This is a genomic window from Methylobacterium sp. WL19 (genome assembly GCF_008040005.1).
Taxonomy (GTDB): domain Bacteria; phylum Pseudomonadota; class Alphaproteobacteria; order Rhizobiales; family Beijerinckiaceae; genus Methylobacterium; species Methylobacterium bullatum.
The window spans coordinates 1-25,834 of record NZ_VRVC01000074.1 but is presented as its reverse complement, the minus strand read 5'-3'; the positions used below and the strand labels follow the sequence as shown (position 1 = coordinate 25,834).

23 protein-coding genes are annotated in these 25,834 nt (G+C 67.8%); 11 read left to right on the top strand and 12 right to left on the bottom strand.

The window, feature by feature from the left end:
• Nucleotides 1-5,685 (bottom strand): DUF3320 domain-containing protein (locus FV220_RS15350; RefSeq protein WP_147832492.1); only part of this gene is annotated, 5,685 nt, incomplete at its 3' end.
• Between the two features lie 307 nt (nt 5,686-5,992).
• Between FV220_RS15350 and FV220_RS15345 the strand changes: the two genes are divergently transcribed.
• The 4 genes from FV220_RS15345 to FV220_RS15330 all read left to right on the top strand — a co-directional run bounded on the left by FV220_RS15345 (nt 5,993) and on the right by FV220_RS15330 (nt 9,533).
• Complete coding sequence (locus FV220_RS15345) at nt 5,993-6,316, top strand: hypothetical protein (RefSeq protein WP_018041949.1); 324 nt, start codon at nt 5,993-5,995, stop codon at nt 6,314-6,316.
• Nucleotides 6,313-7,833 (top strand): PepSY-associated TM helix domain-containing protein, encoded by a 1,521-nt coding sequence (locus FV220_RS15340; protein ID WP_210245950.1) that lies wholly within the window; start codon nt 6,313-6,315, stop codon nt 7,831-7,833. The genes FV220_RS15345 and FV220_RS15340 overlap by 4 nt, the downstream gene beginning before the upstream one ends.
• Nucleotides 7,830-8,168, top strand: a complete 339-nt coding sequence (locus tag FV220_RS15335; RefSeq protein WP_056161012.1) for a DUF3325 domain-containing protein — start codon at nt 7,830-7,832, stop codon at nt 8,166-8,168. Before FV220_RS15340 ends, FV220_RS15335 begins: the two co-directional genes overlap by 4 nt.
• 75 nt (nt 8,169-8,243) lie before the next feature.
• The gene (locus FV220_RS15330) at nt 8,244-9,533 is read left to right on the top strand and encodes an ArgE/DapE family deacylase (RefSeq protein WP_147832491.1); all 1,290 of its coding nucleotides are present in this window, start codon (nt 8,244-8,246) and stop codon (nt 9,531-9,533) included.
• Between the two features lie 74 nt (nt 9,534-9,607).
• On the opposite strand, the gene FV220_RS15325 is transcribed toward FV220_RS15330, so the two are convergent.
• Nucleotides 9,608-10,354: a glucose 1-dehydrogenase gene (locus FV220_RS15325; protein ID WP_056147438.1), complete on the bottom strand. Its 747-nt coding sequence runs from the start codon at nt 10,352-10,354 to the stop codon at nt 9,608-9,610.
• 107 nt (nt 10,355-10,461) lie between these two features.
• Between FV220_RS15325 and FV220_RS15320 the strand changes: the two genes are divergently transcribed.
• Together FV220_RS15320 and typA are read left to right on the top strand one after the other, a co-directional pair.
• A complete protein-coding gene (locus FV220_RS15320; protein ID WP_018041954.1) occupies nt 10,462-10,815 on the top strand; it encodes a helix-turn-helix domain-containing protein in 354 nt (117 codons plus the stop codon).
• A 406-nt stretch (nt 10,816-11,221) separates the two neighbouring features.
• On the top strand, nt 11,222-13,042 hold the full coding sequence (gene typA, locus FV220_RS15315; protein ID WP_018041955.1) for a translational GTPase TypA: 1,821 nt from the start codon (nt 11,222-11,224) through the stop codon (nt 13,040-13,042).
• Between the two features lie 77 nt (nt 13,043-13,119).
• Here the strand turns inward: typA and FV220_RS15310 are convergent, their stop codons facing one another.
• The 8 genes from FV220_RS15310 to FV220_RS15285 form a co-directional block, all read right to left on the bottom strand.
• Nucleotides 13,120-14,775: an acyl-CoA synthetase gene (locus FV220_RS15310; protein WP_147832490.1), complete on the bottom strand. Its 1,656-nt coding sequence runs from the start codon at nt 14,773-14,775 to the stop codon at nt 13,120-13,122.
• 119 nt (nt 14,776-14,894) lie between these two features.
• Nucleotides 14,895-15,059: a hypothetical protein gene (locus FV220_RS25550; protein WP_187273429.1), complete on the bottom strand. Its 165-nt coding sequence runs from the start codon at nt 15,057-15,059 to the stop codon at nt 14,895-14,897.
• A gap of 51 nt (nt 15,060-15,110) precedes the next feature.
• Complete coding sequence (locus FV220_RS15305; protein ID WP_147832489.1) at nt 15,111-15,359, bottom strand: hypothetical protein; 249 nt, start codon at nt 15,357-15,359, stop codon at nt 15,111-15,113.
• Nucleotides 15,360-15,698, bottom strand: coding sequence for a hypothetical protein (locus FV220_RS15300; RefSeq protein WP_147832488.1), 339 nt, complete (start codon nt 15,696-15,698; stop codon nt 15,360-15,362).
• Nucleotides 15,699-15,749: 51 nt separating this feature from the next.
• Entirely contained in the window at nt 15,750-17,003 is a 1,254-nt protein-coding gene (locus FV220_RS15295) for a DUF2254 domain-containing protein (RefSeq protein ID WP_147832487.1), read from the bottom strand.
• A gap of 92 nt (nt 17,004-17,095) precedes the next feature.
• Entirely contained in the window at nt 17,096-18,070 is a 975-nt protein-coding gene (cysK, locus tag FV220_RS15290; RefSeq protein ID WP_147832486.1) for a cysteine synthase A, read from the bottom strand.
• A 280-nt stretch (nt 18,071-18,350) separates the two neighbouring features.
• Nucleotides 18,351-18,521, bottom strand: a complete 171-nt coding sequence (locus FV220_RS25545; RefSeq protein ID WP_018041962.1) for a hypothetical protein — start codon at nt 18,519-18,521, stop codon at nt 18,351-18,353.
• A gap of 328 nt (nt 18,522-18,849) precedes the next feature.
• On the bottom strand, nt 18,850-19,344 hold the full coding sequence (locus tag FV220_RS15285; RefSeq protein WP_026175611.1) for an META domain-containing protein: 495 nt from the start codon (nt 19,342-19,344) through the stop codon (nt 18,850-18,852).
• Nucleotides 19,345-19,657: 313 nt separating this feature from the next.
• Between FV220_RS15285 and FV220_RS15280 the strand changes: the two genes are divergently transcribed.
• On the top strand, nt 19,658-19,978 hold the full coding sequence (locus tag FV220_RS15280) for an XRE family transcriptional regulator (protein ID WP_238253774.1): 321 nt from the start codon (nt 19,658-19,660) through the stop codon (nt 19,976-19,978).
• A gap of 26 nt (nt 19,979-20,004) precedes the next feature.
• Here the strand turns inward: FV220_RS15280 and FV220_RS15275 are convergent, their stop codons facing one another.
• Nucleotides 20,005-21,240 (bottom strand): FAD-dependent oxidoreductase, encoded by a 1,236-nt coding sequence (locus FV220_RS15275; protein ID WP_147832485.1) that lies wholly within the window; start codon nt 21,238-21,240, stop codon nt 20,005-20,007.
• Entirely contained in the window at nt 21,237-22,193 is a 957-nt protein-coding gene (locus FV220_RS15270) for a LysR family transcriptional regulator (RefSeq protein ID WP_018041966.1), read from the bottom strand. The genes FV220_RS15275 and FV220_RS15270 overlap by 4 nt, the downstream gene beginning before the upstream one ends.
• 203 nt (nt 22,194-22,396) lie before the next feature.
• On the opposite strand from FV220_RS15270, the gene FV220_RS15265 reads away from it, so the two are divergent.
• From FV220_RS15265 to FV220_RS15250, 4 genes are all read left to right on the top strand, one after another.
• Complete coding sequence (locus tag FV220_RS15265; protein ID WP_147832484.1) at nt 22,397-23,458, top strand: class 1 fructose-bisphosphatase; 1,062 nt, start codon at nt 22,397-22,399, stop codon at nt 23,456-23,458.
• A gap of 34 nt (nt 23,459-23,492) precedes the next feature.
• Complete coding sequence (locus FV220_RS15260) at nt 23,493-24,353, top strand: phosphoribulokinase (protein ID WP_018041968.1); 861 nt, start codon at nt 23,493-23,495, stop codon at nt 24,351-24,353.
• A 61-nt stretch (nt 24,354-24,414) separates the two neighbouring features.
• Nucleotides 24,415-25,101, top strand: a complete 687-nt coding sequence (rpe, locus tag FV220_RS15255; protein WP_147832483.1) for a ribulose-phosphate 3-epimerase — start codon at nt 24,415-24,417, stop codon at nt 25,099-25,101.
• The coding region (locus tag FV220_RS15250; RefSeq protein ID WP_147832482.1) for an HAD-IA family hydrolase at nt 25,095-25,834 on the top strand (740 nt) is incomplete at its 3' end. The genes rpe and FV220_RS15250, both read left to right, overlap by 7 nt.

Below are 25,834 nucleotides of genomic sequence, written 5' to 3'. Positions count from 1 at the left end.
GCCGAGGCCCAGCTGCGCGGCCATCCGCCCCTCGACGCCGGGTGCCGGATCGAGGTCGCGGGCGAGGCCTGCGAGCTCCTGGAGCGGGATGTCGGCGGGGGCTCGCCCCTCTCCTTTAGCCGGCCGGAACCTCACCGGCCCGGCAGGGGAGGCCTCCGGCCAGAGCACGATGCGGTCGCCCTCGCCGGTATGGGGGCAGCGGGGATCGACGGCCCCCAGGGCGCGCTGGCGCAGGCGGGCCGTGATCCGCGAGAACCCATGGGCGCGCAGGAGGCGCTCGGCGAGAACGTCAGCGAAAACAGGACCTTCGCGCGCGACCACCTCGCTCGCCATCGCCGCCAGCGTGGCCTCGTAACCCACCTCGTGGAACCGCGCGGCATCGGGAGAGAAGCCCGACAGGTCGGCGGGTTCATAGAGGCCGGGGGGCTCCACCTGCGGGATTTCGGGGGCGGCCGGCGCGATCACGACCGGCTCCGGCTTCGCCCTGTCGGCGTCGAGATCGGCCCGCAACGCCGTGTCGAGCCGGTCGAGGGCGCCTTGCGGATCGTTCCACCAATCGGTGCTCCAGACCCGGTGGATGCGCCATCCGAGGTCGGTGAGCACCCATTCGCGCAGACGGTCCCTGTCCCGCGCCGTCGCCGCCCGGTGATAGGTCGCCCCGTCGCATTCGACGCCCGCGAGGTAGCGCCCCGGAGCGTCGGGATGGACGATGCCGAGGTCGATCCGAAAGGCGGAAACGCCCACTTGCGGCACGATTCTCCACCCCCGCGCGGCCAAGGCCGCCATCACCGCGCCCTCGAACGGCGATTCGACGTCTCCCCCCGTCGGCGCGGCCGCCGTTTCGAGGGCGCGGGCGCCGTGTTCGGCAAAGGCGAGGAAGTGCTTGAAATCGCGCACGCCGCGGGCGCTGCCACGGCCGAGATCCACCTGATCGGCCCGCATCGACGCGAAGACCACGAGCTCCCGCCGGGCGCGGGTGATCGCCACGTTGAGGCGCCGGTGGCCGCCCTCGCGATTGAGCGAGCTGATCTGACCGGTGATTCGGCCCGTCGCGTCGGGACCCGCCGCCACCGAGAACAGGATCGCATCGCGCTCGTCGCCCTGCACGGTCTCGAGATTCTTCACGAAGACCGGCTCTTTCCAGGCCCGCCCGTCGAAGAACCGCTCCAGCTCCGGCCTTCCCCGCCGCTCGGCATCGAGCAGATTCTCGATCAGGCGCTGCTGCTCGCCGTTGAAGGTGACGATGCCCAGCGAGCGCTCCTCCGCCGCGAAGGCGGGGTCCGAGAGACGGGCGACCACCTCCGCCACCAGGGCGCGCGCTTCGGGCCGGTTCACGCGCGCCCCGCCGCGCTCGTAGACCCCATCGGCCACGTGCTGGAGCCGCACCGCCCGGTCCTCGGTGACGGGGGAGGGGAAGGTGACGAGCCCGCCGCGATAATAGTGACGGTTGGAGAAGGCGATGAGGCTCTCGTGCCGGCTTCTGTAGTGCCAGGCGAGGCGCCTCTGCGGCAGGTTCGCCGCCAGGCACTCGTCGAGGATGCTCTCCTGATCGGCGATGTCGAGACCGTCCGAAATCTCGTCGACGCCGCGATCGCCCACATTGGTGGGCGGCAATTGTTCGGGATCGCCGACGATGACCACCTGCCGGCCCCGCGCGATGGCGCCGATGGCGTCCCAGGGGGCGATCTGCGAGGCCTCGTCGAAGATGACGATGTCGAAGGGCTTCGCCTCGGCCGGCCAGTATTGGGCGATGGAGAGCGGGCTCATCATCAGGCAGGGGGTCAGGCGGGTCAGCGCGTTCGGCATCCGCGCGAAGAGCTGGCGCAGGGGCATGTGCCTGGCGCGCTTGGTGATTTCGCGCGCCAGGGTACCCCATTCGGGATCGGTGCCGAAGGCGCCGGCGAGCGGCACGTCGCCGCCGATGCGGGCACGCACCGCCGCCCCGGCGAGGCCGGAGAGCCGGGAATCGGCTTCGCCGAAGCCCCGGATCGCCTCTTCGTGGCGCTGGCCCATGAAATCGCGCAGGCGGACGTCGTCGGTGACGGCATGGTCGATCCACCAGCGCGCATAGGCGCCCTCGAAGGCCGGGAGGATGGCGTCGTCCTGCAGCGTTCCCGCCTCGATCTCGGCGACCAGAGGACCGAGGCCCGCCTTCGTCGCCTCGCTCACCGCCCTCTGCCAGCTGGCCCAGGCCTGCGCCTTGGGCAGCGCCCTGCGCCAGCGTTCCGCCACCGCGAGGGTGCCGGCCACCCAATCGCCCTCCGTCTCCACCGGGCGGTCGGGCTTGGCCCTGCCGGCCAGACGCCCGAGCGTCTCGATCGCCTTCACGGCCGCGCTTCTCCGCGTCGTGAAATCCTCCTTTGCCAAGGCCAGGCTGTCGCCAGGTTCGAGCCTGCCATCCTCGGTGTCGAGGAACTCGGCGAGCCTCGCGCGGACGATGTCCGGGCCTCCGACGAGCGGCGCAATGGTGGTGATGACCGGTGCGAGCCGCGTCGCCCAGGCCATCGGAGCGGTGAACAGGTCGGCGGGGGCCGCCGGATCCGACCACGGATGTCCGAGTTCCGCGGTGGCGCTCTCCAGAACCTCCGCCAGAGCGGGTCTTGTCGCCTGCAGGGACTTGATCTCGGCGAGGGTGACGAGGTCCGGCCCGATATCCTCCGGTACGCGCCCTTGCGCGAAGGGGGCGAGGAGGTCGCGAACTCGGCTCAGACGCCGCCCCCGCAGGAAGAAGTTCGAGGCTTTCGCCTCGCGCCACTCGGCCAGCAGGCGGTCGAGGTCGCTGCCGAACACCGAGGGGGCGTAGGGGACGAAGAGCCGGGTGGTCAGCCGGGCGAGCGCGTCCTGTCGGGTGCGGCGGGCCTCGACGGCCTGGCGCAAGGCCGCGCCTCCGGGGCCGAGGAAGCGCAGGCCCATCCGCGCCTCCAGCCGGAACAGGGCGGCGGCGAGGGAGGAGAGCGCGCGCAGGCCGTCATAGGTCCGGCCGAGGGGCGTCAGGCCCATCGCCTCGGCGAGACGCTGGCCGGATGTCGCGAAGTCCGGCAGGGTGCGGGCGAGTTCGGGAACAGCCTGCTCCATCTCGGCCCGCCACAGGGGCGACCATGCGATGGCACCGATGCCCCGGAGGGGATGGTTCGCGATGTCCCCGACGATGGGGCGAAGGGCGGCAAGCTCACCGCACTGGGCCCGCAGGCCATCCCGGTGGCCGGGCGCGGAGGTCGCGTCCTTCGGCCAGAGGAGGCTGAGCCCGTCCCGGCCGGCTTGCCTGTCGGCGATGACCCGCGCCATGGCCGAATGGGCGCTGAGGCCGTTCGCCCGTGTGGCGTGCAGGCTCTCCACCACACCGTTCAGGCCCTCCCGGCGGCGCTGGAGATCGGTGGCCGCCTCGTCCCAGGGGACGGGCTCGCCGCTCCTCGCGGCCCAGGCCTCGCGGAGTTGCGCGATGACGTGCGTCTTCTGGGCCTTGGCCGCATGGACCTCGAGGCAGCAGGCGCCCAGCCCCACCGCGTCGAGGCGCCGGCGCACCACCTCCAGGGCGGCGCTCTTCTGCGACACGAACAGCATCGTGCGCCCGAGCGCCAGGCACTGCGCGATCATGTTGGCGATGGTCTGGCTCTTGCCGGTGCCGGGTGGGCCGAACAGGACGAAATCCTTGCCCGAGGCCGCCGCGAGGATCGCCGAGACCTGGGAGGAATCGGCGAGGAGCGGCGTGAATATGCCGGAGGGTGGATGCTCCGCGTCGAGGCGCTCCGGCACGGGAAAGCCAGTGCCGTCGCCGTAGGCCTGTTTCGGCGTGTCGAGGAGGTGGCGCACCACCGGGCTTCGCTTCAGGAGGTCCGTGCGCTCGCTCAGATCCTTCCACATCAGGAACTTGGTGAAGGAGAAAGCCGAGAGCACCACCTCGGTCGTGACCTCGAACCCTTTCAGGTCGCGGATATGGGTGCGCACGATCCGCCAGACGGCCTCGACGTCGATGCCGGATTCGTCGCCCGGCAAGCCCTCGGCGAAATCCGGCATGTCGAGGTCGAAATCCTGACGCAGCATCTCCAGCAGCGTCGGGTTGAGGCGCGCCTCCTCGTCGTGGCGCACCAGGCGGAAGCCGGCGCGGACGCTGGCGCGGGTCAGGGCCGCCGGCACCAGCAGCAGCGGTGCGCGGGCGGGCGGCATGCCGTTGCCCCGTGTCCAGGTGAGGAAGCCGAAGGCAAGGAACAGGACGTTGGCACCGCCCTCCTCGAAGCTCCCGCGGGCGAGCCGGAACAGGTCGGTGAGGCGAGCCTCCAGTTCCTCCGTCCCGACATCGGCGGCGATCTCGCCGCGTTCGTCGTCCAACGCGCCGAGCGGTGCCTCGGAAGGCGGACGGGCGACGAGCCGGAAGGCGCGGCCCGCCGCGAGGGCGTCTTCGAACGCACCCGGCTCAGGGCAATCGAGGGTGAGCGATCCCTTGCCCGGTTTGAAGTTGAGAAGCTTGTTCCGCAGCGTCAGATCGAGGAGCCGCAGCTTCCAGGCTTCCAGCCGGTCGCGGGGCTCGCGACGGGGTAGATCGAGGCGGGGAGCAGGGAGATCCTCGACGAAGGACGGCGGCGCGCCGAGCGCCTGGACGAGCGCCACCGCGATCTCCGGAGCCGGCGCCTGTGCGCCGGGCTCGCCCGTATCGAGGGGGGAGATGCCGGATAGCCGGGCGCGCCGCAGATCGAGGACCATCTCCAGGGAGGATTCGGCATCCGCATCGATCAGGCGCGCGCCGGCCGCCACCGCATCCGCGAAACTCCCCGGCGGATCGGCGGTGAGAATTGTGGTCTCGATCAGTATCAGTTCCTGCAGGTCGCGGCGCTTCCGCAGGGCCTGGGCGTCGTCACCGACCCTTTCCGGCAGGGTCTCGTCCACGAGCCACAGCCCGAGGAGCGCGTGATCGCGGGTGAGGATCAGGAGCGGATTGAGCCCGGCCTGTTCACAGCAGGCGGCCCAGAGCAGGGTGAGGTCGAGGCAGGTGGCGAGCCGCCGCTCCACGATCGCGGCGGGCTCGCGGACCTTCTGTCCCGACCGTTCGAAACTCGCGGGCGGCAGGATGTAGGTGATCCGCAGGGCCGCCATCGCCGCGTGGATCGCTTCCGCCATCTCCCAGGCCCTGGCCCTCCTTCCGCTGCGATAGCCGTCGAAGGCGGTGCTCCGCCTTGCCCGTTCCAGAATCGCGGCGGCGGAGCGCAGGATGCCGTCCACGGCCGGGTCGTTGGGCCTGACGAAGGCCGCGAGCAGTTCGGGCGCCGCATCCGCGCCTCCCCAATGGGAGGGCGGCAGGAGCCGCAGGTCGAACTCCTCCCGGGCGAGCTCGCCCGCCCGATCGCTCCCCTCGGCTGGAGCCGTCAACGTCAGCGTGAGGGTACAGAGCCGGCTCTCCCGTAATCCGGCGAGGACCGCTCCGTCGATCCGCAGATCCGGCGCATCGATACGTTGGAGGCCCCCAGCCCCGATTTGCTGGATCGGCAGGGTAAGGGGGCGGAACAGCGGCGGAATCGCTGAGATGTGGAGCGTCACATCGGACAGGTCGGCCTCGCCGCCATGGGTCACGGTAATGTCCCGGATGAGGGGAATCCCGTTCTGCCAGGATGCGACGCTGGCATGATCGGCGATCGTGCAGGCGAGACCGCAACGCGTGCGAGCCCCCTCCGACGCTTCGAGCGTATCGTCCATCGCGCCCGGTTCCCCGCCATTCGGCAAGGGTTCTACAGGCGTGGCGTTCGCACCCGCAAGACTCGCCCGGCGACCGCACCGAAGCTCGTCGGGCTCACGGTTTGCCTGAACTCCCGTGGTTCGGCGTACTTGGAATCGTTCCACAACATAGTGATTGCCCGGACAAGACGAGGCTTTGTATAGCGTTGTGTGATCGGCAACTCGGCCAAGATACTGGTCGTCGCGGCGTCGAGGCCATCCGTTTCGCTGGCGTTGCCTTGCCGAGCCCGCCTGCCGTTCGTTCCTCGCAAACCGGTGCTGCCTGCCGATGACGGATACGACCAAGCCGAATGCACGGCCATCGCAGGGCCGCTACCGTCTGATGGTGGCGGGCCGGACCCTCCTGGCGATCTTCGGAGGCTATGCCCTTGCGGCCATTGCCACGGCCTTCCTGTCTTTGACCTTGCCCCTCGACCGGTCGGAAGCCGTCGCCGCCGCCACCCTGGCGAGCTTCGCGATCATGGCTGGTGCGGTGATCTGGGTCTTCTCCGCCCGTACTCTCGCCCGCGCGGCGATAGGGCTGGCGCTTCCGGCTTTGTGCCTGGGGGCCGGTCTCTGGCTCGCCCTCGGCAGCGCGGTGCAGCCCGCATGAAGCAGGGGTTTCGCCAATCGATGGCGTGGCTGCACACCTGGGCGGGGCTCGTCACCGGCTGGGTGATGTTCGCCGTCTTCGTCACCGGCACCGCCACCTACTACAAGTCCGACATTTCCCTCTGGATGCGGCCCGAATTACGCGCGCAGGCGGAATACGACGTGGTCCGGGCGACCGAACTCGGGGTCGCGTATCTCAAGGTCCATGCCCCAAAGGCGATGGCTTGGTATGTGGGCGTGCCGCAGACCGACAAGCCGTATATCGGCGCCTATTGGATGGTCACGCCGGACGGCGAGTTCGGCAAGGCGCTCCTCGATCCGGATACCGGTGCGCCGACAGAGGCCCGGGCGACACAGGGCGGTGACTTCTTCTACCGCTTCCATTTCGAATTGCAGATGCTCCCGGCCCTCGGCCGCTGGATCGTCGGCATCTGCGCGATGGTCCTGCTCGTCGCCCTCATCAGCGGCATCGTCACCCATCGCCGGATCTTCGCCGATTTCTTCACCTTCCGGCGTTCGAAATCCGCCCAGCGCGGCTGGCTCGACGCGCACAACGTCACCGGCGTTCTGGCGCTGCCGTTCCACCTGATGATCACCTATACGGGCATCGTCTCGCTCGCGCTCATGTACATGCCGTGGGGAATGGTGAGCGCCTACAAGGGCGACGAGCTGCGCTTCTACGTCGAGTCCGGCCAGATGCCGGCCTGGCGCGCCGCCGAGGGCAAGCTGGCCGAGCCGGCGCCGCTCGGTCCTCTGATCCGCCGCGCCCAGGCCGAGGTGAGCGAACCGCTCGAGATGGTCTCCATCAACAATCCCGGCGACGCCAATGCCACCGTGGTGGCGGTGTTCGAGGAGCCCCATGGGCTCGCCCATCGCCATCCGCAGATCGCCTTCCACGCGGTGACCGGGGAGGTGGTCGAACGGACCGGGCCGCTGAAACCGGCGGCGCATGCCTATACGAGCTTCGTCGGCCTGCACGAGGCGCATTTCGCCGGGCCGGCCCTGCGCATCCTGTTCTTCCTGTCCGGCCTGATGGGCTGTGCCGCCATCGCCACCGGACTCGTCCTGTGGACCGTGGCGCGGGCGCCGAAAGGCGTCGTCCGTCCCGCCGCCGGCTGGCGCCTCGTTCATGCGCTCAACATCGGCACCATCCTCGGCCTACCCATCGGCATGGCGGCGCTCTTTCTCGCCAACCGCCTCGTTCCAGTGGAATGGGCCGCGAGGGAATCCTGGGAAGGCGGTGTGTTCTTCGGGATCTGGCTCCTCGCCGCACTGATGCCTCTCGCTCGCCCGCATCGCCGGGCATGGGGCGAAATGAGCTATGCCGCCGCGCTCCTGTTCCTCGCCGTTCCCTTGGTCGATTGGGTGCAGATGGGATGGCGTGCCGACTTCCTGGGCTTCGACGCCGCCATGGTGGCGCTCGCGCTGGTTTTCCTCTTCGGCGCGCGCAAGCTCGGGCGCCACGAGGGGGCGCGGAGAGAGTCCGCCCGTACCACCGGAGATTTCGTCCGAGCATGACGCCCGTTGCCGTATCCCTCACCTCACTCCTGAGCTTCTCCGGTCTCGCCTGCCTCTGCCTGAGCATGGACCGGCATGGCCGGACCCTGTTCCACGGGCGCCCTTCCCGGCGGCGGGACAGAGCGTTCCGCGTGGCGGGCTGGCTTTTCATCGCCCTGGCCTTCGCCGCGGCCGTCATCACGGCGGACTGGAATTTCGGTCCGGTGCAATGGCTCGGCTCGCTCACCGGGGCCGCGCTCATCGTCGTGGCGCTGATGTCCTATCGTCCGGCCTGGATCCGCCCGGCGGCCATCGCCGCACTTCCCCTCGCCATGGCCACCGCCTTCTTCGTCTGAGCTGGCGGCGGGTTCCAGCCCGATCGGATGGGCCTATGTGAAGGGCTATTCGACAGGCTTTCACGAGGACGATCGATGGCGCTCGACCCTGCTCTCGCGGACCGTATTGCCACCTCGGTGGAGTTGGGCTTCGCCGAGCAGGTGGCCCATATCCAGGCCCTCGTCCGGTTCGGCTCGGTCCGGGGCGCCGAGCACGCGATTCAGGACCACGTGTTCCGCTGCCTGAGGGAGCGCGGCTACGCCATGGAGCAGGTCCGTATGGACCATGCGGCCATCAGCGCGCATCCCGGCGGGGGGCGGATCACGCCGGAGCATTCCGATGCGCCCCTCGTCGTCGGCATCCACCGGCCCCGGCATGAGACCGGTCGCTCATTGATCCTCCAAGCGCATGTGGACGTCGTACCCCCCGGTCCCTTCGACCTGTGGAGCCACCCACCCTTCGATCCGGTGATACGGGGCGACTGGATGTACGGAAGGGGTGCGGCCGACATGAAGGCCGGCCACGCCGCCAACCTTTTCGCTCTCGATGCGCTGGCCCGGATCGGGCTTCAGCCGGCTGCCACCGTGACGGTCCAGTCCGTGGTCGAGGAGGAATCCACCGGCAACGGTGCTCTGATGGCCCATCTGCATGGCTACCGGGCCGATGCCGTGCTGATCCCCGAGCCCGAGGACGAGAAGCTCGTGCGCGCCAATACCGGCGTGCTGTGGTTCACGGTCGAGGTGCGGGGCACGCCTGTCCATGTCCGCGAGATGGGGGCGGGAGCCAACGCCATCGACGCGGCCTACCGGGTGATCGGGGCCCTGCGCGAACTCGAGGAATCGTGGAACGCCCGCAAGACGGGACGCCGCCATTTCGAGGGTGAAGCGCATCCGATCAACCTCAATGTCGGCCGGATCGAGGGGGGCGATTGGGCCTCGTCGGTGCCCGCCTGGTGTCGGATCGCGTGCCGGATCGCGATCTATCCGGGCGTCGGCGCTGCGGATGCGGCACGCGAGATCGAGGCGGCGGTGGCGGACTTCGCCCGGACCGACGCGTTCCTGGCGAAGACGCCGCCGGTGGTGGCATTCAACGGCTTCTTCTCGGAAGGCTACGAGCTGGACGAAGGCTCGGAGGCGGAGGCCGTGCTCGCCACCGCGCACAAGCGGGCCACGGGGACCGACCTTCGGAGCTTCATGTCGCCGAGCTATCTCGATACCCGCGTCCATGCCCTCTACGACCGGGTTCCGGCCCTCTGCTACGGGCCGATCAGCGAGAACATCCACGGTTTCGACGAGCGCGTCAGCCTCGCTTCGGTCAAGCGGATCACCACCGCGATGGCGCTGTTCGTGGCCGAATGGTGCGGGACCGAGGCGCTCGGGCGATAGGCGCCGGGCGTCGCGGCCCGTGTTCCCGGGCGTGCTCCTGGCGAGGGGGCACGCGCGGGCCGTGTTGCCTCGCGTCAGCGAATGCCGCCGCTGGCGGTGATGTTCTCGCCGGTCAACCAACGGGCATCGTCTGACGCGAGGAAGGCGACGACCTCGGCGATATCGTCCGGCTGGCCGGCCCGGCCGAGCGGTGTCTGCGCGATGAACCCCGCTTCCATATCGGAGCCGACGATGCCGGCTGTGTGGGTGCCCTCGGTCACCACGAAGCCGGGGCTGACCACGTTCACACGGATCTTGCGTGGGGCAAGCTCGTTGGCGAGGACGTCCGAGATCGCGTTCAAGGCGCCCTTGGTGCCGGCATAGACCGCCGCGCTCGGCGTATGCACATGGGTGATAGCCGAGGAGATATTGACGACGCTGCCGCCTTCCCCAAGATGCTTGGCCGCCGCCTGAGTCGCCAGCAGGACGCCGAGCACGTTGACGTCGAAGAGACGGCGATAATGCTCTTCGGTGATTTCCTCGATCGACGCGAATTCATAGACGCCGGAATTGTTGACCAGCACGTCGAGCCGGCCGAACCGCTTCACTGCTGCCTCGACCAATTCCTGTGCCTGAGCAGCCTTGGAGACGTCCGCCTGGACTGCGATGGCCTTGCCCCCGGCCGCGGTAATGTCCGCGACCACGGTTTCGGCTCCGGCCTTGCTCGATGCGTAATTGACCACGACGGCCGCACCCTCCTTCGCCAGGGCTTTGGCGATCGCCGCACCGATGCCCTTCGATCCGCCGGTCACGACAGCGACCTTTCCGTCAAGCTTCGACATGTGTGCTATCCTTCGTCGGGAACCGGCTGCCGACTGGCTGTCTTGGTCCCATAGTTCGGAACTTCGGAACTAAACGAACGAAGATCAAGTCCCCATATGGACAAATTATGAGGCCCCTGTTTCACCCCGCGATCGAGGACGTCCAGCCGCAAGCGATCCTCCACGCCCTGTCCGATCCTCGCCGCGCGGTGATCTTCGCGCGGATCAGGAGCGCGGGCTGCGTCGAGGCCTGCTCGGCCTTGTCCGCAATGGGAGACCAGATCATCCCGAAATCCTCGCTCTCGAGCCATTTCAAGGTGCTGCGCGAGGCCGGATTGATCCACTGCGAACGTCACGGCGTGGAGATGCGGAACCGCTCGCGTTGCGCCGAGGTGGAGTCTCGCTTTCCGGGTCTACTGGCAGCGATCATGGCCGCCTACGCATCGAGCATCGACGCGAGCGCGTGCGGGACAGGCGAGTAACCGCCAGGGCCTCGCCTCGCCTCGCCTCGCGAATGCCGATTTGCTCTGAGGGACGCAGGACGTCGTCCTTCGGCCTACCGGCGTTCCTCGTGTCGTCGACGCCTTCGCTCATGCCGAGCCGGAGGCGAACGGTTGCCTTAGGTTGTCCTGCTCTTGCGCGGCAGACTGCTGCGGACCGTAGGACAGTGTCACCGGCCCTCACCGTTTCCGCGCATCAAAGCGGCGGACCCGCTGCTGCGGCACGCGGGTCCGCGTGAGATGAGTGGCAGACACGCGGTCCATGCCCCTTGCCGGAACGCCCGACACCTTATATTGCGACGCGATAGCTCGATCCCGTGACCCGGCGCTGCCGGCCGCATCCCTGCGGCCCGTCGCGTGACGGGCTCTTCTCGCTGCCGGATACCTTATGAAGCTTCGCAACATCGCCATCATCGCCCACGTCGACCACGGCAAGACGACGCTCGTCGACAAGCTCCTGTCCCAGTCGGGGTCGTTCCGAGACAACCAGCGCGTCGAAGAGCGCGCGATGGATTCGAACGACCTCGAGAAGGAGCGCGGCATCACCATCCTGGCCAAGGCGACCTCGGTCGTCTGGAAGGATACCCGCGTCAACGTCGTCGACACCCCCGGCCACGCCGATTTCGGCGGCGAGGTGGAGCGTATCCTCTCGATGGTGGACGGCGTGATCGTCCTCGTCGATGCCGCCGAGGGCCCGATGCCCCAGACCAAGTTCGTGGTCGGCAAGGCCCTCAAGATCGGTCTGAAGCCGATCGTGGCGATCAACAAGGTCGACCGTCCGGACGCCCGCATCACCGAGGTGGTGAACGAGGTGTTCGACCTCTTCGCGGCCCTCGACGCCACCGACGACCAGCTCGATTTCCCGATCCTCTATGGTTCGGGCCGTGCCGGCTGGATGGCGACGTCGCCCGACGGTTCCCAGGAAGACGGCCTCGCGCCGCTCTTCGACCTCGTGCTCTCCCACGTGCCCCAGGCCAAGGTCGAAGAGGGTCCGTTCCGGATGCTCGGCACCCTGCTCGAAGCCAACCCCTTCCTTGGCCGCATCATCACCGGCCGGATCGCGTCCGGCACCGTGAAGCCGAACCAGGCCATCAAGGTCATGGATCGCACGGGCAAGCTCGTGGAGACCGGCCGCGTCTCGAAGATCCTGGCTTTCCGCGGCCTGGAGCGCGCGCCCATCGACATCGGCGAGGCGGGCGACATCGTCTCCATCGCCGGCCTCGTGAAGGGCACCGTGGCCGACACCTTCTGCGACCCGCAGGTCGAGACCCCGATCCAGGCCCAGCCGATCGATCCGCCCACCGTCACCATGTCCTTCATCGTCAACGATTCGCCCCTGGCCGGCACCGAGGGCGACAAGGTGACGAGCCGCATGATCCGTGACCGCCTGTTCAAGGAGGCCGAGGGCAACGTGACGCTCAAGATCGAGGAGGCCGCCGACAAGGATTCGTTCTTCGTCTCCGGTCGCGGCGAGTTGCAGCTGGCCATCCTGATCGAGACCATGCGCCGTGAAGGCTTCGAGATCGCCGTGTCGCGTCCTCGCGTGGTGCTCTCCAAGGACGAGAACGACAACGTCCTCGAGCCGGTCGAGGAGGTCGTGGTCGACGTGGACGAGGAATACTCGGGCGTCGTCGTGCAGAAGATGTCCGAGCGCAAGGCCGAGATGATCGAGATGCGGCCCTCGGGCGGTAGCCGCCTGCGCCTCGTTTTCCATGCGCCGACCCGTGGCCTCATCGGCTACCAGGGCGAGCTCATGACCGACACGCGCGGCACCGCGATCATGAACCGCCTGTTCAAGGCCTACGAGCCCTACAAGGGCGAGATGCCCGGCCGCCGCAACGGCGTGCTGATCTCGAACGACAAGGGCGAGGCCGTGGCCTACGCCATGTGGAACCTGGAGGATCGCGGCCCGATGATGATCGAGCCCGGCGCCAAGGTCTATCAGGGCATGATCATCGGCGAGCACAACCGCGAGAACGACCTCGAGGTGAACGTGCTCAAGGGCAAGAAGCTCACCAACATCCGCACCACCTCGAAGGACGAGGCCGTGCGCCTCACCCCTCCGATCCGCATGACCCTGGAGCGCTCGCTGGCCTGGATCCAGGACGACGAGTTGATGGAAGTCACGCCCAAGTCGATCCGCCTGCGCAAGACCTACCTCGACCCGAACGAGCGCAAGCGCTTCGAGCGCTCGGGCGGCGTCGCCTGAGGGGCGCCCACGATTTGAACCATACGAAGGCCGGGCTCATCGCCCGGCCTTTTCTTTTTTGAGCGGAGCCGGCGCCCTCACTCGGTCTTCGCCCGCTCCCGCAGCAGGTACTTCTGCACCTTGCCCGTCGAAGTCTTGGGCAACTCTCCGAACACGATGTGGCGGGGCAGCTTGTAGCCAGCCAGCCGCTCGCGGCACCAGGCGATGAGGGCGTCGGCCTCCACGCTCGCATCGGGCTTCAGCTCTACGAAGGCGACGGGAGTTTCACCCCATTTCGCGTCGGGCTTGGCCACCACGGCGGCGGCCGAGACGGCGGGGTGGCGGAACAGGGCGTCCTCCACCTCGATGGACGAAATATTCTCGCCACCCGAGATGATGATGTCCTTCGAGCGGTCCTTTAACTGGACGTAGCCGTCCGGGTGCTTGACCCCGAGGTCGCCGGAGCGGAACCAGCCGCCTTTGAAGGCGGCCTGCGTGGCGGTGGGGTTCTTCAGGTAGCCACGCATCACCACGTTGCCGCGGAACATCGCCTCGCCCATGGTCTGCCCATCGGCGGGCACCGATTCGCAGGTCTCGGGGTCGCGGATGTCGAAGCCTTCGAGAACGGGGTAGCGCACGCCCTGGCGCGCCATTTTCTCCGCACGCGCGTCCGCATCCAGGGCGTCCCAGTCCCGGTGCCAGGCATTCACGACGGCCGGGCCGTAGGTCTCGGTGAGGCCGTAGAGATGGGTGACGTCGAAGCCGGCTGCCCCCATGGCGCCGAGCACCGCCTGGGGCGGGGGCGCGGCCGCCGTCAGGAAGGCGACGCGCCGGGGCAGGGGGCGGCGCTCGGAATCGGTGGCGTTGAGCAGCAACTGCATCACGATCGGCGCGCCGCACAGATGGGTGACGCTGTGCTCGGCAAGTGCTTGGTAGAGTGCGCCGGCCCGGACTTGGCGCAGGCAGACATGGGTGCCGGCCACCACCGACAGGGTCCAGGGGAAGCACCAGCCGTTGCAGTGGAACATCGGCAGGGTCCAGAGATAAACCGGGTGCTGCCCAAGATTGCCGGTGATGACGTTGCCGAGAGACAGGAGCGCCGCGCCGCGGTGATGATAGACCACTCCCTTCGGGTCGCCGGTCGTGCCCGAGGTGTAGTTCAGCGAGATCGCGTCCCATTCGTCCGCCGGCATCGCCCAGTCGGACGTCGGGTCGCCCCCGGCCAGCAGGGCCTCGTAGTCAACGGTGCCGATGGCGGTGCCTTCGCCGGTGAACACCGGATCGTCCACATCGATGACGAGGGGCTTTGCTTCGACCTGCTCCAGTGCGGGGCCGACGACCCGGCTGAACTCCCGATCGGTGATCAGCACCTTGGCCTCACCGTGGTCGAGGCAGAAGGCCAAGCCGGCCGCGTCGAGACGGGTGTTCAAGGTGTTGAGCACCGCGCCGGACATCGGCACCCCGTAATGGCACTCGATCATTTCGGGGGTGTTGGCGAGCATGACAGCCACCGTGTCGCCCCGGCCGATGCCGCGCGCTTTGAGCGCCGCCGCGAGACGTCGGCTGCGCTCGTAGAGCTCGGCATAGGTTCGGCGCAAGTCACCGTGGATCACCGCCACATGGTCGGGAAACACCCGCGCCGCCCGGTCGAGGTAACTCAGCGGTGTCAGCGGCTGTTGATTGGCCGGGTTTCGGTCGAGGTCCCGATCGTAGATCGACGTCGCGTCTCCTACGACCGAATCGGGGGCATTCATGGCGTCTGTCTCCCTTTGGAACACAGTACCCGCCTCACCGGTGCGCTCAATGGTCTTCGCGACTTGTGGACGAAGGGCATGTTTCGATCGAAGACCACGCCCTTCATCGTCATGACGCTTCAGCCGCCGCCGGGATCGGTCTCGTCATCAGGCGACTTGTCGCCCTGCGGCCCTTGTCCCGGTTTGCCTTCGGTCTTCTCATTGGGATCCATCACGGCATCGGGTGCCGAGTTGGCCGGCTTTCCCTGCGGTGGCTTATCGTTCTTGTCCACATCGTCCAGCATGGGTGTTGCTCTCCTCATTCGAAGCGTCACGTCGTCCCCTGACGATGCGTCTCACCGCTTGCGGTCCGATTGGCCATTCGACGAACCGCCCACGGGAGTCGGGTTGCGCCCGGCCTTGTCGGCGTCCTTGTTCCAGTTCGCCTTCCGGTCGGTATCGCTGAGGCCGCCCGGATCGATGCCGGTGATGGCCGCCTGTTGCGCGGTCTGGTGTCCACCCTCGAACGCAGGCTCGCCCCGGGATCCGACATTGTTGGGCTTGCGCGTCGCGGCATCGGTGGGCTGCTTGTCAAAATCCGACATCTAGCTCTCCTCGTCCTTGCCGACGCTCGCGGTGGCGCGATCGATGGAATCCTTCGCCGCCGCGCTCTGAGACTCGGCTTTCTGCGAAGCATCACCGATGGCCCGGATGTTCTCGGCCGGAACTTCCATCTCAGTCTGGTCGGTGGCGTCCTCACTCGGCGTCCCGGACGCGATACGGGCAGTCTCCGCCTCTCCCGAGGGATCGCCTTTGAGATCGGCTTGTGTGCGCGACGGGATGCCGACATCACGGGCATTGTCCTGGCCGGGATTTTGGCCGTTTCGATCGGTATAGGTGTCGAAATTCTTCAGCGAAGGGCGCTGGCGCGGCTCAACCGTCATGGTGTCCTCCAATGTTGGAGGTTCAACCACTCCATGGGCCGCGAGGTTGCGTCAGCCTCGATGGCCGACGAGGGCATGAGCGGCTCGCAGGACTTCGAGATCATCGGGCAAGTCGAGGAGTTTCTCCGCCCGCGCGAGTGCATTGTCCGCCTCCCGGCGTGCGGCCGCCTGAAAGTCGGGGCCGCCAATGGCGTGAAGGGCGGCGAGCGCCTTTTGCAGGCGCACCCCAACCTCGGCGCAAGCGGCACCGTCGCGGCCGATGGGACGGAACGCGTCGGCGAACAGGTCCGCCACCTCGATGCCCGGTACCCGCAGGCGTGGGTAGATCTCGCCCCGTGTCGGGGCGGCCCGGCATTCGGCCCAGAGCGTCAGAACCCTTACTTGCGTCCCGATGACGTCGATCGGCGTGCCGGGATCGTTGATAGCCGCAGACAGCCCGCGCGAGGCGACTTCAGTAAGGACGATGATACCGAAGCGCGGATCATCGTCGAAGCTGCGCCTGTCGCCGATGACGAAGGGCTTGGTGATGCCGGCCAGGGTCGCGGCGTCGGGATTGCCGTCGATCTCTACCAGGAGTCGGCCCCGATGGACGAAGCTGCCTGGTAGGACCGCAAGGTGCAGGACGAGGTCCGACGCCTCGCCGAGCGCCTCCAGCGCCCCGGAATCCACATGCTGGATGTATCCCGTGCTCTGCGCTTGCACGGCGATCGCGCCCTCCGGCGCGGGGCACCAGGGCAGCCCACCGAGATAGGGTGCCTCGGCCCGCCGCCTGATCGCGGCACAGGCCGCCTCTTCGATGGCGTCGACGGTCTCGCCGACCCGGCCGAGATGGGCCAGGGTGTCGATCCAGCGTACCAGGGTGACGACCACCGAGGCGAGGACGACGAGGGTGAGGCCGAACAGGATGACCCGGCCCTGATCGCCGTAGAAATGGGTCTTGAGCGCGATCAGTCCGACCACGCTGTAGACGAAGGCGCCGATGAAGCTCGCCACCGCATTCTGCGCGCGGGTATCCTCCATCAGCAGGGTCACGGCACGGGGCGTCACGTTGCTGGTGGCGCCGCCATAGGCCTGCACCATGATCGAGAGCGAGAATGTCGCCACCGGCAACATGCTCGTCGCGAGCACGGACAGGATCTGGTCGACGGCGTCGGCGCCGATCGATCGGGCTATCTCGATGGGGATCAGCGGCGCGCCGAAGGCCGAGGCGAGCGCGGCCGCGACACCGGCTCCGCAGAATGCAGCCACCCGCAGCCAGGGGCGGCGGGTGGCGCGGCGGATCCGATACAGGGCAGTTGAGGACAAGGGCGGCCTTCAGAAAGGGGCTCGAAAGCCACAGGGAGAAAGCGCCGTCGTCTTGGAAAAGTCGGCCCCGTGGCAGGGCCGGCCGTCGGAGGTCAGATCCCCTCGAAGAGCGTCGAGGAAATGTAGCGCTCGGCAAACGAGCAGGCCACCGTGACGATGCGCTTGCCCTGGAACTCCGGCCGCGCCGCCAGTTTCAGAGCTGCGGCGACGTTGCCGCCGGTGGAGATGCCGCCGGGGATGCCTTCGAGTTTGGCGAGAAGCCGGGCGGTGTCGAAGGCTTCCTGGTTCGAGACCGTGATCACCTCGTCGATGACCTCGCGGTCGAGGTTGCCGGGGATGAACCCGGCGCCGATGCCCTGGATCTTGTGCGGGCCGGGCTGGCCGCCGGAGATGACGGGCGAATCGGTTGGCTCCACGGCGACGACCTTGAGGTTGGGCAGGCGCGGCTTCAGCACGCTGCCGACGCCCGTGATGGTGCCGCCGGTGCCGACGCCGGCCACGAACGCGTCGAGCTGGCCCTGGGTGTCGTTCCAGATCTCTTCGGCCGTGGTCTTGCGGTGGATCTCGGGGTTGGCCGGGTTCGAGAATTGCTGCGGCATGATCGCGCCGGGAATCTCGTTGAGAAGCTCTTCGGCCTTGCTGATCGCGCCCTTCATGCCCTGCGGGCCAGGGGTGAGGGCGAGTTCCGCGCCGAGGAAGGCCAGCATCTTGCGGCGCTCCAGCGACATGGTCTCGGGCATGACGAGGATCAGGCGGTAGCCGCGCGCCGCCGCCACGAAGGCCAGGGCGATGCCGGTATTGCCGGAGGTGGGCTCCACCAGCGTGCCGCCCGGCTTCAACTGGCCGGAGGCTTCGAGGGCGTCGATCATGTTGACGCCGATCCGGTCCTTCACACTGGCGATCGGGTTGAAGAACTCGAGCTTCAGCAGGATCTCGGCATCGACGCCGCGCTCCTTGGTGATCCGGTTGAGCCGGACCAGGGGCGTGTTGCCGATCGTCTCGGTGATCGAGCCGTAGATGTGGCCGTGGCCGGGTTTGCGGGACTGCGAGGGGCTGGTGTCGGCCATGACGAGATCTCCTGATCGGCTCTTACGCATTGCGAAGGCCTCGACAGGCCCTGCGCTCGGTGTGCGCCGGGATATCGCGTCGCTCTAGGCGAGGCAATCGGCAATGGCCGCAGGTCAAAGACAAATCTTCTCTGTCTTCAACAGTCTGAATCATCAGTAGAAATATTGATTTGTTTGGTGCGGCATCGGGAGAATTTAGTTCTCGCGATGCCGCGAGCGGCCTGTCATCCCAGATCTTCCGCGCAGTCGAGTGCCGATCAATGCCGGGATCGGGCGGCGTTCACGAGAACAGGACCATCGCGGACAGCACGAGCAGAGTCGCGCAAAGCGGCGTCGACAGCGCGATCCGGAAGGCTCCCGGATGCAGGCTCGGCGGGCAGGTATAGACGGCCTGTTCGCGGACGCCGCTGCGGACGACGCTCCCCGTCGCCCATTCCAGTCGCTTCACCATTTCGCTTCCCCTCGCCTCAACCGCGATTGGCAGAAGGCGACGGGGGCATTGAACGAGGGGTAAAGCCGGGCCGGAGACCTCGGATCGTCGTCAACGCGGTCTTAAAGCGAGGTCGATCTTCGCGAAGGAGTCGGCGTCAGTGCGCCCGACGAATCTGCACCGAGGGGGTGGGCAGGGCGTCGGGCCGCCCCGCCTGCGCCGTCATCGCTGTCCTTCCGACCTCGGTTTCCTTGCGACCGGTCGAGTCGTCCGTCTAACGCGAACGGTCATCGTAGCGCGTCTTCGCCCGAGGGAATGCGTCCGGTAACCGGCCGCGTTGCAGCGAAATCTAGAGCGCGCGATCGAACTTCAGCTCGCCCTTCTGGCTCTTGATCACCAGCTGCGACCCGACGAGGTCCCACTGGGCAGCGGTGCGCAGGGCGATGAAGAAGTCCTGCTCACTGGCACCGGTACCCTTGTCGCAGGGCTTCTTCGTGAGAGCGAGGGGGCCGACGGCGAGGTGCTGCTCGCGCAGGGGGAAGGCCGTGGCGGCGAAGGTGTTGCAACCGCCGTAGCCGCGGGCGCGGTACTGCTTGTCGATGATGAAGCTCGGACGGTCGGTGCCGTTGAAGGGCTTGCCGTTCAGGCTCACCGCGGTCCAGGTCGCATCGAGGGGAAACATCTTCTCCTGAGGCTTGGCGGCCGGAACGTACTGCTTCTTCTCGGGCTTCTCGCGGTTGTCCTTGCCGAAGCCGGTGACGTTGGATCCCTGCGCCATTGCGCCCGTCGCCAGCATCCCCGCCGTCGCGGCACAAGCCATCGCGGCGAACAGCATCGCTCTCATCGTCAGGCCCTCCTTCGTCATCATCATTCGAACTCGCATGGTCGCGCACCGCGTCCCGGTTGCAAGAGTTCGGGCCGCGCGTTCCATGCGAAGCTCCGTGTCGGACGAAGCTCGCGCGGACGGCGTACGGACGCCCTTCGGATAAGATTCCAGCACAAATATGGTCAAGACTGTCTATCCCAGGTTTTCCTTGTCATCCCCTTCCAAACGTCGCTCCACGCTTACTCTACGTGAACAATCCCCCTGCGAGCCTCGTTAGAGCAGCTTAGAAGCGGGCGTGCGTTGAGCGCCATTGCATGACGGAGAGCTTCCTGTGTCGGGATTGGACGAGAACGGACGCGGCGGGGCAGGGCCGAACACGATGAGCCCGGCGCAATCGCGGGCCGCTCGCGGCATGCTGGGCTGGTCGGAGGCGGATCTCGCCGCCAAGGTCGGTCTGGCCGAGCAGGACGTGAAGGCCTTCGAGAATGGCACCGGCGATCCGGCCTCGGGCCGGATCGAGGCTTTGAGAAGTGTCCTCATGACCGCCGGCATCGTCTTTCACGAAGGCAGCGAGAGCGGGGTCGGCCTGCGCGCGACGGGCGGAGACGAGGGTACGCGCCTCGGCTCGCTGACTACGGAAAACGATCACTGAGGTTACGAGGCCGTTTCTGAACCTCTTCAGGCACCGCCGCGTCCCATCGCGAGGGCCTTCAGGTCGAAGGTCGGATCGGCGGCCTCGTCTTGGGTCGGCGATAGACCGCGCGCAATGATCCGGCGAGCGGCCATATGCTCGGCCGCCGAATCCACCGTCTCGATGCCAGTGAGGTGCGGACCGCGATAGCGGAACACCGTAAAGCCCCCGGCGGTGGCGCGTCGCACCGAGACGTCGCTCGGACCCGGCAATCCCACCATCTGCAGCTTGTGGCCGCCTTGATCGCTCCAGAACCAGGGGACGGCATCGTAGGGGGCGGGGCGCCCGGTGATGCGGGCGGCGAGGCAGCGGCCGTGGTCGATAGCGTTCTGGACGGATTCGACGCGCGCCGTACCATGGGCGGCGAAGCGTGTGGGAAACCGGGCACAATCGCCGATGGCCGAGATCGACGGATCGTCGGTGAGAAGGACGGAATCGACGACGATGCCGTCCTCCACGTGAAGGCCGGCCTCGGCCGCGAGATCCTGGTTCGGTAGGACACCGATCCCGATCAGGACCAGATCCGCCGGGCAGGTGGCGCCGTCCGACAGGACAATCGACGCGGCCCGACCGGCCCAGCCCTCTATGGCTTGCACGCCGCCGCCGAACAGGAAACGGATGCCGGCGCTCTCGTGGACCTCTCGGAAGAAGGTGGCGATCGGCTCGGACACCGCCCTCGCCATCGGGCGGTCGGCGGCCTCGATGACGGTGACGGACAGACCGCGCGCGGCGCAGATGCTGGCGAATTCGAGCCCGATGAACCCAGCGCCCACGATGGCGATGCTGCGCGCTTCGCCGATGGCCGCCTGGATCCGGTCGGCATCCGCGATCGAGCGCAGCTGATACACGCCCGCGAGCTCCGTCCCTGGCACCGGCAGAGGCCGGTTTCGCGATCCCGTGGCGAGGACGAGATGATCGTAGCCGAGGTCGCGTCCGTCGCTGAGGCGGACTCGGCGGGCCGCCCGGTCGATCGCAACGGCCTCGACCGAGGTCTCGCAGGCGATGCCGTGGTCCGCGTAGAAGCCCGGCGCACGCAGGAACAGGCCGGTGGCATCCACCTTGCCGGCGAGATAGGCTTTCGAGAGCGGCGGACGCTGATAGGGAAGGCTCGGCTCGTCGCCGATCATCGTCAGGAGTCCGCCGTAGCCCGCCTCGCGCAGGGAGGCCGCAGCCTGCAAGCCGGCCTGACCGGCACCGACGACGACGATCCCGGTCTCGCTCACGCCTCGAACTCCGCGGTGACCGAACTGACGGCCGGTGTCAGGGCCAGGCGCGGCAGCTTCCGACCGCCTTCCTTCACCGTGTAATCCCAGAACGCCGCCGCCGCCGGCCCGAGCACCTTGTCGGCGCGGCGGACCACGTACCAGTCGCGACGGATCGGCAATCCCTGCACGTCGAGCAGGATCATGCGCCCGCTCTCGACCTCGGCCGCCACCGTATGGCCGGAGATGAGGGCGATGCCGAGCCCGGCCATCACCGCCTGTTTGATCGTTTCGTTCGAGCCCGAATCGATCCCGAGTTTCGCGCGCTGGATCATGATGCCCGACATGAACTCTTCGAACACCGTGCGGGTGCCGGACCCCTCCTCGCGCACCAGGAAGGATTCCTCGGCCAGATCCGCCCGCGTGAGGTTGGTCCGCGTGCTGAGGCGATGACTCGGCGCCGCGATGATCACCAGTGGGTGCGCGCCGAACATCTCGGCCTCGATGGCGAAGTCGCGCGGCGGACGGCCCATGATGGCGAAATCGATCTCGTAGTTGCGCAGGGCCTCGACCATAGCGCCGCGATTGCCGACGACGAGGTTGATCTCCACCGCGGGGTAACGGTCGACGAAGCCGGCGATGATCTGGGGCGTGAAATACTTGGCGGTGGACACCACCCCCATGGCGACCCGCCCGCCGCTGCCACCCTTGAGGGTCTGGAGCCGGTCGGCGCAGGTCTCCAGGACCGTGTTGATGCTGTCGATCGCCCACAGCATCTCGCGCCCGGCATCGGTCGGCTTCAGGCCCGTGGGTGTCCGGTCGAACAGCAGCAGCCCCGCCTCTTCCTCCAACTGGCGGATGCGCGCATAGAGCGCCGCCGAGGTGACATTGAGTTCCTGGGCCGCACGGGTCATCGTTCCGAGGCGGGCGACCGCTGCGACGGCCTGGAGTTGCTTGAGCGAGAGGTTGCGCATCCGGCGTTTTTAGTTTTTTTGGAACCGCCCGCAAGTTTTTTCAGAATTCCTTCTTTGCACGGGGAATGCCCGTCTGGCGCTCTGGTTGAACCCGGCGCTATCGTGCAAAGGGCGGTGCTCCGGCCTTTCGACGGCCCGGAACCGAGACGGAAGATGAGCGGCCGGATGGTCTCCGGCGGGTCTGTGGAAGAGGACGTGAGCCGATGTCGTTGGGGTCTCTGGAAATTGGGTCGCGGCTCGACGCGTACCTCGCCCAGGCGGTCGCCGCCGATCAGGGACTCGCCGACGTTGCGGCGGTCATCGCAGCCTGTGCCGAGGCGGCTGTCGATGTGAGCGAGGTGATCGGCCGCGGCGCTCTGGGCGGCGGCGATCTCGCCGCGCAGGGTGAGCAGAACAGCGACGGCGACGTGCAGAAGGCCCTCGACGTTCTGGCGCACCAGCGCTTCACCGAGGCCCTGCGCGGCGCACCGGTGGCGGAGGTCGCTTCCGAGGAAGCCGAGGGCATCATGCTCCTCAACGCAGGCGCTCCCCTCGCCGTCGCCATCGATCCTCTGGACGGCTCGTCCAATATCGGCGTGAACATGGCGGTGGGATCGATCTTCGGCATCCGGCCCGTGGGCGCGACGGCGGAGAACCCCCTCAGCTCGTTCACGAGCCCCGGCACCGCCCAGCTCGCCGCCGGCTTCGTCACCTACGGCCCGGCGACCTCCCTGGTGCTGACGCTCGGCTTCGGCACACAGATCTTCACCCTGGACCGGGCAGAGCGCGTGTTCCGCCTCACCAGCCCGCGGATCGAGGTGGTGGCCGCCGCCAAGGAATACGCCATCAATGCCTCCAACGCCCGGCATTGGGACACCCCGGTGAAGGCCTATATCGAGGATTGTCTGGCCGGTTCCGAGGGACCGCTGGACAAGAACTTCAACATGCGCTGGCTCGGCTCCCTGGTCGCCGACGCGCAGCGGGTCCTCCTCCGTGGCGGCGTATTCCTCTATCCCGGCGACAACCGGAAGGGCTACGCGCAGGGCCGCCTGCGCCTCCTTTACGAGGCCGCGCCCATCGCGATGCTGATGGAGCAGGCCGGTGCCGCGGCCACCGACGGTGCCAACCGCATCCTCGACATCTCCGCCACCGGCATCCACGAGCGCGTGCCACTGGTGTTCGGTTCGAACGAGGACGTGGCCTGCGTCGCCAAGTATTACGGTGGCCGCAACGCCGCCGCCGGCCGCTCGCCCCTGTTCGGCCAGCGCGGGCTGATGCGCAGCTGACCGGGGACAGGCTGGAACCGGTCGGGTATCGTTCATGTCGGCGCGTCATCCCATCATCTCGGTCACCGGATCGTCGGGCGCCGGCACGACCTCCGTGCGCAACACGTTCGAGCAGATCTTTCGCCGCGAGGACGTGAGCGCGGTCTACATCGAGGGGGACGCGTTCCACGCCCTCGATCGCAACGCCATGCGCAAGGCCATGGCCGAGGAGCCGACCCTCAGCCACTTCGCGCCCCGCGCCAACCTGCTCCTAGAGTTGGAGGAGGTGTTTCGCAGCTACGGCGAATCCGGCGGCGGGCGCACGCGCCACTACGTCCACGACGTCGCCGATGCGCAGGCCTACGGCGCCGAGCCGGGCACCTTCACGCCCTGGGAGGATTTTCCGCCGGGCTCCGACCTGCTGTTCTATGAAGGCCTTCACGGCTGCGTCGTCGACGACAATGTCGACATGGCCCGCTACGCCGACCTCAAGATCGGCGTCGTGCCGGTAATCAACCTCGAATGGATCCAGAAGCTGCACCGGGACCGCTCGTTCCGCGGCTATTCCACCGAGGCCGTCACCGACGTGATCCTGCGGCGCATGCCGGATTACGTGCAGACGATCTGTCCGCAATTCACCTGGACGGACATCAACTTCCAGCGCGTGCCCACGGTGGACACCTCCAACCCCTTCATCGCCCGCTGGATTCCCACCGCCGACGAATCGATGGTGGTGATCCGCTTCAAGGACCCGAAGGGCATCGACTTTTCCTACCTGATCTCGATGATCCAGGGCTCCTTCATGAGCCGTGCCAATTCCATCGTGATTCCGGGCGGCAAGCTCGACATCGCGATGCAGCTCATCCTGACCCCGATCATCATGCAGCTCGTGGAGCGCAAGCGCCGGCTCGCCTGAGACGACCCGACGTCCGCGCGACGGCACTTGCCGGACCGACAGAGTGAACGAGATAGACCGTATGACGACCCGCACGGCCGGCCCCATCATCTCTCCCTCCATCCTCGCGGCGGATTTCGCGGCTCTCGGCCAGGAGGTCCGTGCGGTCTCCGAGGCCGGGGCGGACTGGATCCATCTCGACGTGATGGACGGGCATTTCGTGCCCAACATCACGTTCGGCCCCGACGTGGTGAAGGCGCTCCGGCCGCACAGCGCCAAGCTGTTCGACGTCCACCTGATGATCGCCCCCGCCGACCCGTATCTCGCGGCCTTCGCCGAGGCGGGCGCGGATGCGATCTCGGTCCATGTGGAGGCCGGACCGCATATCCACCGCTCGCTACAGACCATCCGAACCCTCGGCAAGCGCGTCGGCATCGCGCTGAATCCGGGCACCCCTGCGAGCGCCATCGAGCCCCTGATCGACATGGTCGATCTCGTCCTGGTGATGACGGTGAATCCCGGCTTCGGCGGCCAGAGCTTCATCCCCTCGACCCTGGAGACCATCGCCCGGATCAAGGCCATGACCGCCGGCCGTGCCATCGACATCGAGGTGGATGGCGGCATCACCGCGGAGAATGTCGGCCTCGCCGCAGCCGCCGGAGCCAACGCGTTCGTGGCTGGCAGCGCCGTGTTCAAGGGTGGGCCGGCCGGATATGCTGCGCGCATCGCTGCGATCCGGGCGGGCGCCGGCGGCACCGTCGCATGTTGAAGGCGCTGATCTTCGACGTCGACGGGACGCTGGCCGAGACGGAGGACCTGCACCGTCAGGCTTTCAACCGCGCCTTCTCGGAACTGGGGCTCGACTGGCACTGGTCGCCGGAGCTCTATGCCGACCTCCTCACCGTCATGGGCGGCAAGGAGCGGCTCGCCCATTACGTGGCCACCGAGCACGGCGAGCCGGATGCCGAACGCCGCGCCCAGATGAGCGAGATCCACGACCGCAAGACCGGGATCTACGGCGACCTCGTCACGAAAGGAGCCCTCGAACTGCGCCCCGGCATCGCGCGGCTCGTGGGGGAAGCCAAGCGCGCAGGCCTGCTCCTCGCGGTGGCGAGCACCACGAGCCGCCCCAACGTGGACGCGCTCCTCGCCGTCAACTTTCCCGAGGGCAGCCCCTTCGACGTGGTGGCCTGCGGCGACGAGGCTGAGCGCAAGAAACCGCATCCGGACGTGTTCGTCCTGGCCCTGACGCGCCTCGGCGTGGCGCCGGGGGAAGCCATCGCCTTCGAGGATTCGGTGGCGGGCATCCGCTCGGCGCTGGATGCGGGATTGCCCGTGGTGGCCACGCGAAGCCGTTACACCGGCGGACACAGCCTGGAAGGCGCTTTCTCGGCGGTGTCGGATCTCGGTGAGCCGGGGACGCCCCATACCCACCTCTCGGGAATCCCATGGGCAGGGGGCGTCGTCACCCTCGCGGGGCTGGCGGCCTGGCACGGGCGGGC

What these genes read in the sequence shown, in the direction of transcription:
- FV220_RS15320 (WP_018041954.1), top strand. Translation starts at nt 10,462, where the DNA reads ATGAGGCCCCTGTTTCACCCCGCGATCGAGGACGTCCAGCCGCAAGCG.
- FV220_RS15300 (WP_147832488.1), bottom strand. Translation starts at nt 15,698, where the DNA reads ATGACGGTTGAGCCGCGCCAGCGCCCTTCGCTGAAGAATTTCGACACC.
- FV220_RS25550 (WP_187273429.1), bottom strand. Translation starts at nt 15,059, where the DNA reads ATGCTGGACGATGTGGACAAGAACGATAAGCCACCGCAGGGAAAGCCG.
- FV220_RS15330 (WP_147832491.1), top strand. Translation starts at nt 8,244, where the DNA reads ATGGCGCTCGACCCTGCTCTCGCGGACCGTATTGCCACCTCGGTGGAG.
- FV220_RS15265 (WP_147832484.1), top strand. Translation starts at nt 22,397, where the DNA reads ATGTCGTTGGGGTCTCTGGAAATTGGGTCGCGGCTCGACGCGTACCTC.
- rpe (WP_147832483.1), top strand. Translation starts at nt 24,415, where the DNA reads ATGACGACCCGCACGGCCGGCCCCATCATCTCTCCCTCCATCCTCGCG.
- typA (WP_018041955.1), top strand. Translation starts at nt 11,222, where the DNA reads ATGAAGCTTCGCAACATCGCCATCATCGCCCACGTCGACCACGGCAAG.
- FV220_RS25545 (WP_018041962.1), bottom strand. Translation starts at nt 18,521, where the DNA reads ATGGTGAAGCGACTGGAATGGGCGACGGGGAGCGTCGTCCGCAGCGGC.
- FV220_RS15285 (WP_026175611.1), bottom strand. Translation starts at nt 19,344, where the DNA reads ATGAGAGCGATGCTGTTCGCCGCGATGGCTTGTGCCGCGACGGCGGGG.
- FV220_RS15305 (WP_147832489.1), bottom strand. Translation starts at nt 15,359, where the DNA reads ATGTCGGATTTTGACAAGCAGCCCACCGATGCCGCGACGCGCAAGCCC.
- FV220_RS15340 (WP_210245950.1), top strand. Translation starts at nt 6,313, where the DNA reads ATGAAGCAGGGGTTTCGCCAATCGATGGCGTGGCTGCACACCTGGGCG.
- FV220_RS15325 (WP_056147438.1), bottom strand. Translation starts at nt 10,354, where the DNA reads ATGTCGAAGCTTGACGGAAAGGTCGCTGTCGTGACCGGCGGATCGAAG.
- FV220_RS15345 (WP_018041949.1), top strand. Translation starts at nt 5,993, where the DNA reads ATGACGGATACGACCAAGCCGAATGCACGGCCATCGCAGGGCCGCTAC.
- FV220_RS15260 (WP_018041968.1), top strand. Translation starts at nt 23,493, where the DNA reads ATGTCGGCGCGTCATCCCATCATCTCGGTCACCGGATCGTCGGGCGCC.
- cysK (WP_147832486.1), bottom strand. Translation starts at nt 18,070, where the DNA reads ATGGCCGACACCAGCCCCTCGCAGTCCCGCAAACCCGGCCACGGCCAC.
- FV220_RS15270 (WP_018041966.1), bottom strand. Translation starts at nt 22,193, where the DNA reads ATGCGCAACCTCTCGCTCAAGCAACTCCAGGCCGTCGCAGCGGTCGCC.
- FV220_RS15335 (WP_056161012.1), top strand. Translation starts at nt 7,830, where the DNA reads ATGACGCCCGTTGCCGTATCCCTCACCTCACTCCTGAGCTTCTCCGGT.
- FV220_RS15310 (WP_147832490.1), bottom strand. Translation starts at nt 14,775, where the DNA reads ATGAATGCCCCCGATTCGGTCGTAGGAGACGCGACGTCGATCTACGAT.